Annotated in this window: 5 protein-coding genes; all 5 read right to left on the reverse strand. The window is 73.1% G+C overall.

All coding sequences use genetic code 11. The features are described 5' to 3' along the window. Window positions 1-108: 108 nt before the first annotated feature. On the reverse strand, window positions 109-447 hold the full coding sequence (locus tag ACFV4G_RS30990) for a YciI family protein (RefSeq protein WP_359959702.1): 339 nt from the start codon (window positions 445-447) through the stop codon (window positions 109-111). 174 nt (window positions 448-621) lie between these two features. Continuing rightward, complete coding sequence (locus tag ACFV4G_RS30995) at window positions 622-2,094, reverse strand: M20/M25/M40 family metallo-hydrolase (RefSeq protein ID WP_380445432.1); 1,473 nt, start codon at window positions 2,092-2,094, stop codon at window positions 622-624. Window positions 2,095-2,159: 65 nt separating this feature from the next. Beyond that, on the reverse strand, window positions 2,160-3,944 hold the full coding sequence (locus ACFV4G_RS31000) for an ABC transporter ATP-binding protein (protein ID WP_380445433.1): 1,785 nt from the start codon (window positions 3,942-3,944) through the stop codon (window positions 2,160-2,162). Then, the gene (locus ACFV4G_RS31005) at window positions 3,941-5,890 is read right to left on the reverse strand and encodes an ABC transporter ATP-binding protein (RefSeq protein ID WP_380445434.1); all 1,950 of its coding nucleotides are present in this window, start codon (window positions 5,888-5,890) and stop codon (window positions 3,941-3,943) included. The genes ACFV4G_RS31000 and ACFV4G_RS31005 overlap by 4 nt, the downstream gene beginning before the upstream one ends. 163 nt (window positions 5,891-6,053) lie before the next feature. Continuing rightward, window positions 6,054-7,028, reverse strand: coding sequence for a zinc-binding dehydrogenase (locus ACFV4G_RS31010; protein WP_380445437.1), 975 nt, complete (start codon window positions 7,026-7,028; stop codon window positions 6,054-6,056). Window positions 7,029-7,064: the final 36 nt, after the last annotated feature.

A 7,064-nucleotide genomic window follows, 5' to 3' on the forward strand; every position in this document is an offset into this window, starting at 1 on the left:
CTTGTGCGGGGGCGTGCGCGGTGGGTGCTCTCCCCGCCCCCGGGGCGGCGGGCGCGGGCCGGCCGGGCGCCCCCCCCCCCCCCCCCACGGCGGACTCGACGTTCACGCTCAGCCGCGGAAGGGGCGGATCTCGATCACGCCGTACTCGGCCACGGGATGGCGGGCGGCGATCTTGACGGCCTCTTCGAGGTCGGCGCAGTCGATGATGTCGTAGCCCGCGATGACCTCCTTGGTCTCCGCGAACGGGCCGTCGCCGAGCACGACCTCGCCGCCGCGCAGGCGGACGGTGGTGGCGGCGTGGTAGGGGCTCAGCTCGTCGCCGTGCAGGCGGATGCCGGCCGCGTCGAGCTCGTCGGCCCAGGGCATCGGCTCGTCGGGCTCGACCGGCTTCTGCGGCTCGCCCTCGTAGGCGGCCTTGTCGACGCAGACGAAGAGCATGAACTTCATAACCCCAACTCTCAGTTGACGGACGCGCGGCAACCGAATTCTAGGGCGGGACCGGCACCGGCCGCCCGGTGATCGCACCGGGCGGCCGGAACGGACCGTCCGTCACCGCACTCCCACGACGAACAGGGGGAGCGGTTCTGGACAATCACGTGGTCGGACAGCGCGGGACACTTCTCAGCTCAGGCCCTTGGCGGCGAGCTCGCGCACCACCGTCCAGGCCGCGGCGCCGAAGTCGCCGACCGCGGTGCGGTTGACGTTCTTGATCGTGTCGCAGGCCTGGTGGAAGCACGGGTCGTTCTCCTGGCCCGCGGTGCCGCCGTACTTCTTGGCCTGGTCCGGGGTCTTGACCTCGGCCGCGCCGCCGAACAGGCCGCTGGTCGGGACGCCCGCGTTCATCAGCGGCCCGTAGTCGGAGTCGCCGTCGAACGTGGTGGGCGGGTGCGGATCGGTGGCCATGCCGCGCGCGGCGAACGCGTCGGTGAACAGCTTCGTGATCTTGTCCGACCCGGCGGGTCCGCTGCCGTCGAAGACGTAGCGGGTGTAGTTGGGCGAGCCGATCGAGTCCAGGTGGACGGCGGCGAAGATCTTGGCCACCTCGGCCGGGCCGATCGTGTCGACGTAGTGGAGCGAGCCCTGGAGTCCGACCGCGCCGGTGGCGTCGCGGAAGGCGCGGGTCTCCTCGGCGCCGAAGAACGCGAAGCGGACCTTGTAGTGCGGCGGCACGTGCAGGCGCGCGAGCTGCCGCGCGATCTCCAGGGCCGTCGCCACGCCGGTGCCGTTCTCGTTGATCCCGGGGCCGCTGGGCAGGGCGTCGAGCTCGGCGTGCACGAGCACGACGTGGTTCGGGTCGCCGCCGCGCGTCTCCGCGATGATGTTGCGGGTCTCCGCGTTGGGATTCTGCTCGGTGTTCGTCACGAGGTGGACGGTCGCGCCGGTGCTCGACGTGGCCGCCTGGTAGAGGGCGAGGCCACTGGCATAGTCGAGGCCGACCACCGGGATGCCCGTGGGCCCGCCGATCGTGCCGGTCAGCGCGCCGTCACGGCCCGGCTGGCCCTCGTTGAACATCATCACGGCCTTGTAGCCGGCCGCCTGCGCGTTGGCCGTCTTCGGCGCGAAGCCGCAGCCGCCGCGCTGGATCAGCGCGATCCGGACGGCCCCGGCCGGCACCGGGGGGAAGTCCCCGGGGGCGCAGCCGGAGGCCGAACTCGGCTGGGGCGTCGGCGGGACGACCACGTTGGTCGTCGGCACCACGGTGCCCGTCACGTCCGCGCTGCCCGAGTAGACGAACGTGTCGGCCTTGATGGTGACGGCGTTGGGAGAGACCTCGGTCAGCGCGGCGGGGCTCAGTTCCCGGTAGTACGGGATGGTGAACTGCTGCTCCTGGACGTCGTAGCCGGAGTGGCGCAGGGTGCGCTCCACGTAGTCGGCGGCGGCGTCGTACCCGTCGGTGCCGGAGGCGCGCAGGCCGTCGTTGTGGTCGGCGATGCGCTGGAGGGCGCGGACGTGGGTCATGATGCCGTTGGTCGTGACGCCCCTGGCGAGAGCGAGGTCGGGAGAGTCGCCGTCGTCGGCGCTCGCGGGCGTGGCCGCGCCCGCGAGGGCTATCGCCGTCAAGAGGGTGGTGAACAGGGCGGTCCATCTTCGCAAGGGGTTCCTCCTGGGAACGGGTGTGTGGGAGAGGCCGCCAGGCGCGCCGGCTCGTTCGCGATCGGCTACTTGTAGGCGAGCGCCTGGAGTTCGAAGAGTTCCGCGTACAGGCCGTCGGCCTTCATGAGGGTGGCGTGGTCGCCGGTCTCGACGACGCGGCCGTCGCGGACGACGACGATCAGGTCCGCCATGCGCACGGTGGAGAACCGGTGCGAGACGAGGAGCGTGATCGCGCCGGTGGACGCGCCGAGGGTGCGGGCCTGGGTCGCGTAGCGCTCGAAGAGGTGGTGCTCGGCCTCGGGGTCGAGCGCGGAGGTGGGTTCGTCGAGGACGAGGAGCAGCGGGGCCTCGCGCATCAGGGCCCGGCCGAGGGCGAGCTTCTGCCACTGGCCGCCGGAGAGTTCGGCGCCCTCGGTCCAGCTGGTGCCGAGCTGGGTGTCGAGGCCGTCGGACAGCTGGCCGACGACGTCGGTGGCGTGGGCCTTTTCGAGGGCCTCGCGGACGGCCGCGTCGTCGTCGAGCCGGGGCAGGTCGCCGACTCCGACGGTGTGGCGGGCGGGCAGCTCGAAGCGGACGAAGTCCTGGAAGCCGGCGGCGATCCGCTCGCGCCACTCCTCGGTGGGCAGGTCGCGCAGGTCGGTGCCGTCGAGCAGGATGCGGCCGCGGGTGGGGCGGTAGAGGCCGCACAGGAGTTTGACGAGGGTGCTCTTGCCGGCGCCGTTCTCGCCGATGACGGCGACGGTGGAGCCGGCCGGCAGGGCGAGCGAGACGCCGGACAGGGCCGGGGCGTCGGTGCCGGGGTAGGCGAAGTCGACGTCGTCCAGCCGGATGCCGCGGGTGAAGCGCTCCGGGGGTGCCTGCCGTGCGGCGGGGGCGTCGGCCCGGGTGACGACGTCGCGCATGGTGTCCATGCGGCGCAGGGTGCCGGTCATCCGCTGGAGGTCGCCGAGGAGGTTGACGGCCGAAGCGACCTGCCGGTTGACCTGCGTGGCGAGCGAGATGACGAGCACGACGTCGCCGACGCCGTGGCGACCGGAGATCGCCTCGCGGATCACCAGGATCATGGCGCCCATGTAGGCGAGGCCGAACACGGTCTGCCCGCCGGCGCGGACGGCGGCGGCGCGGGTGTTGGCGCGCCACAGGCCGCGGCTGGTGGTGTCCCACAGTTCGGCGTGGCGGCGGCGCAGTTCGTCGCTCATCCGGAAGACCCGCAGCTCGCCGGCGAAGCGGGCGTTGGCGGAGAGCCGGAAGAGGTTGAGCGCGATGCGGGTGGGCTCGGCGGTGGCGGTCCTGGCGCGGTCGGTGACGGCCTCGGCCTTGCGGCCGGCGATCAGCGGCGGGACGGCGGCCAGCGGCAGCAGCAGGAGCAGCGGGTTGAGCCGGGCGAGCAGGACGGCGGTGAAGACCACGGCGAGGATCAGCCCGAACAGGCTGAACAGGGCCTGGAAGGCGTTCGGGAAGCGCCGGCTCTCGGGCTGGAGGACGGTCACGAGGTCGGCGTAGTCGGAGCGCTCGTGGTGCTCGATGCCCTCGGAGCCGTTGGAGAGGGTGATCAGGTCCTCGACGAAGTGCTGCTCGGCGAGTTCGGCGAGTTCGAAGTAGGCGACGTGGGCGAAGTTGCCGAAGGACAGCGTGACGACGGCGAGGATCGCGACGACGATCCCGTACCCGCCCGCGGTGCCGCCGTGGCCCTGGACGACGGCGTCGGTCATGAGGCCGAGGAAGGCGGCGAGCAGGGGTGCGGCGACGGCACCGGCCATCATCAGCACGGTCGCGGTGACGGTCTTGCGCCAGTCGACCTTCCAGGCGATCGAGAGCAGCCGCCAGGTGCCGGACAGGGTCTCCTTCATCGTGCGCTCCCGGCTGCTTCGGTGCTCTCGGTGGTCTCGTCGTCGGAGGTGACTTCCCCGGAGGTGTCCGCGTCGGAGGTGTCCGCGTCCGTGAAGCGGTCGGCCTGGAGGCGGAAGAGCCGGGCGTAGCGGCCCTCGGCGGCGAGGAGTTCGTCGTGGCTTCCCTGCTCGGCGACCCGGCCGCCCTCCAGCACGACGATGTGGTCGGCCTGGCGGACGGTGGAGAAGCGGTGCGAGATCAGCAGCGTGGTGGCCCCGCGGGAGAGTTCGGTGAACTCCCGGAAGAACCCGGCCTCGGCGCGGACGTCCAGGCTCGCGGTGGGCTCGTCGAGGACCAGGACCGGCGAGCCGTGCCGCAGCGCGAACAGGGCGCGGGCGAGGGCGACGCGCTGCCACTGCCCGCCGGAGAGGTCGCCGCCGCCGTCGAGGTGGCGGGCGAGCGGGGTGTCGAGGCCGCGCGGCAGCCCGTCGAGGGCCTCGCGCAGGCCGACGGCGTCGATGACGGCCTCCACACCGGCGCGGTCGTCGCGGTGCGCGACGGACCCGAAGGCGACGTTGTCGGCGGCGGAGACCTCGTAGCGGGCGAAGTCCTGGAAGATGACGCCGAGTTTGGCCCGCCAGGCCTCGACGGGGTAGCTGCGGATGTCGACGCCGTCCAGCTTGATGGTGCCGGACGTGGGCTCGTAGAGCCGGGCGAGGAGCTTGACGAGCGTCGTCTTGCCGGCGCCGTTGAGGCCGACGAGCGCGGTGCACCGCCCGACGGTGAGGGTGAGGTCCAGGCCGTCGAGGATCACCCGGTCCTCGCCGGGGTAGTGGAAGGAGACGTCCTCGAAGGTGATGGTGTGCGCGGGCTCCGGCACCTCGACGGCCGCGGCCCGGGCGGGCTCCTCCGCCGCGAGGCGGCCCAGGAAGCTCTTGGTGGCGCCGTAGGCGTGCATGCCGACGGCCGTCGGCAGGTCGGACTCGCGGTAGAACTCGCCGAGGGTGAGCGCGCTGAGCGCCGCCGTGACGACCAGGGCGAAGTCGGTGAGGGTGAGGTCGGCGCCGGGACCGGCCGCGCCGCGCCCCACGAGGGCCATCACGGTCGCGGTCACCGCCATGCCCCAGGCGGTGAACCAGACGAACGGCCACAGGTAGATGCGGCGCCGGGCCGCCCACAGCGGCACCAGCCACTCCCGGTAGGAGGAGCCCCAGAAGCCGCGCAGCCAGCCGTTCAGGCCGAAGACGCGGATCTCCTTGGCGGCGCCCGAGGCGATCGCGAGCTCGCGCAGGTAGTCGTTCTTCAGCTCGGCGCCGTCGAGTTCGAAGCGGACGTCGGCGTACTTGCGCAGCCCGCCGCGCAGCCCGTAGCGGAACAGCAGCACGGCGACGACCAGCCCGGCCGCGGCGAGCCAGGAGAAGACGGCGCCCACCACCCCGGCGTAGCCGGCGAGTTGGGTGTAGCGGCCGATCAGCGCGAGCTGGCCGGCGCAGGCCTGACCCGGGCTCTGCACCCAGGTCTCCAGCTCGCGGGCGGCGGTGCGCAGGTCCTCCACGACCTGCGGGTCCTCCAGCGGGCCCACGCTCGTCGTGCCGGTGGCGGCGGCGATCACGTCGTCGATCACCTCGCCGTCGATCCGCCGGGCCACCAGCTCGCCGACCGACTCGCGGACGGGTGCGACGACCTGCTGCCCGATGAAGGCCGCCGCGGCCACGAAGAACGCGCCGAGCAGCGAGTCCCACGCGGGGGAGTCCAGGCCGCCGGCCATCGCCGCCGGCACCTTGCCGAGCAGCACCGCCGTCGCGACCACGAACACCACCGGCAGCGCGCCCAGCAGCACGTTGACGAGCACGTCGAGGGCGATCAGCCCGGCGCCCGCACGGCGGGTGAGCGCCGAGATCTCCAGCCGCTCGCGCACCAGGCGGGCCGCCGTGCTCTCCGCGCCCCCGGTCTGCGGGGCGCTCACCGCGCACGCTCCCCGGCGCCGCGTTCCAGAACCTTCGCCATCGTTCCTCCGTGTCTCCGGTGGGGTGTCTCGGCCGCCACCCCCTTGGCCGTTGCTGCCACTGCGACGAACCGGGCCCCGCCGGATGGACGGACCGCGTCCGTCCGGCGGGCCGCCCGTCCCGTCAGATGCGGAGCACGACCTTCCCGACGTACGCGCCGTGCATCAGGTTGACGGCGGCGCTCACGCCGTTCTCCAGGCCGTCGACGACCGTCTCGGCGACGACGATCTCCCCCGAGCGCACCCACTTCGGGAACCGCTCGTCGAAGACCGGGAACAGCTCGGGGTGGTCGAAGGTGTAGTAGCCGAGGAGTTCGAGCCGCTTGCCGATCACGGCCATCATGTTGCGCGGGCCCTCCGCGGATCCGGTGCGGATCTCCTCGTTGCGCCCGCCCATGACGATCCGCCCGCGCGGGCGCATCGCGTCGATCGCCGCCTCCAGGTGGGCGCCGCCGACGTTGTCGTAGTACACGTCCAGCTCCGGCAGCCGCGGCCGCACGCCCTCGTGGTAGTCGAAGGCGTCGTCGAAGCCGAGGCTCTCCCTGAGGTAGCGGACCTTCTCCGGCGTGCCCGCCGAGCCGATCACCCGGGTCGCCCCCCGCAGCCGGGCCAGCTGGCCCGCCATGCTGCCCACCCCACCGGCCGCGCTGGACACGAAGAACGTGTCGCCCGGCCGGATCTGCGCCACCTCGGTGCCGACGTAGGCCGTCAGCCCGAAGCACAGGTGGTGGGTGAGCGAGGGGTAGGCGTCCGGGTCGACCCGGCGGAACTCGCCGGCCTCCGCGACCGCGTAGTCGCGGAAGCCGAACCGGTGCCAGACGACGTCCCCGGGGCTCAGCCGTTCGTCGGCGGTGTCGACCACCTCGCCGATCGCGTCGCACCACATCGGCGCCCCGACCGCGAAGTCGGGGATGTCGAGCGTGCTCAGGTCGTTCATCCGCAGGACCAGCCCGGGATCGATCGACATGAACAGGTTGCGGACGACGACCTGGCCGGGGCCCGGTTCCGGGACCGGGACCTCGACCACCCTGGTGTCCCCGGGCCGCGGGGAGCGGGCCGCGGGGCGGGGCCCCCCGGGCGCCTCCCCCCCCGGGCGCACGAGAATCTCCCCCAGGTCGGGGGGCGGCCCCCCCGC

Source organism: Kitasatospora sp. NPDC059747 (assembly GCF_042732955.1).
Classification (GTDB): domain Bacteria; phylum Actinomycetota; class Actinomycetes; order Streptomycetales; family Streptomycetaceae; genus Kitasatospora.

What these genes read in the sequence shown, in the direction of transcription:
- ACFV4G_RS30990 (WP_359959702.1), bottom strand. Translation starts at nt 447, where the DNA reads ATGAAGTTCATGCTCTTCGTCTGCGTCGACAAGGCCGCCTACGAGGGC.
- ACFV4G_RS31000 (WP_380445433.1), bottom strand. Translation starts at nt 3,944, where the DNA reads ATGAAGGAGACCCTGTCCGGCACCTGGCGGCTGCTCTCGATCGCCTGG.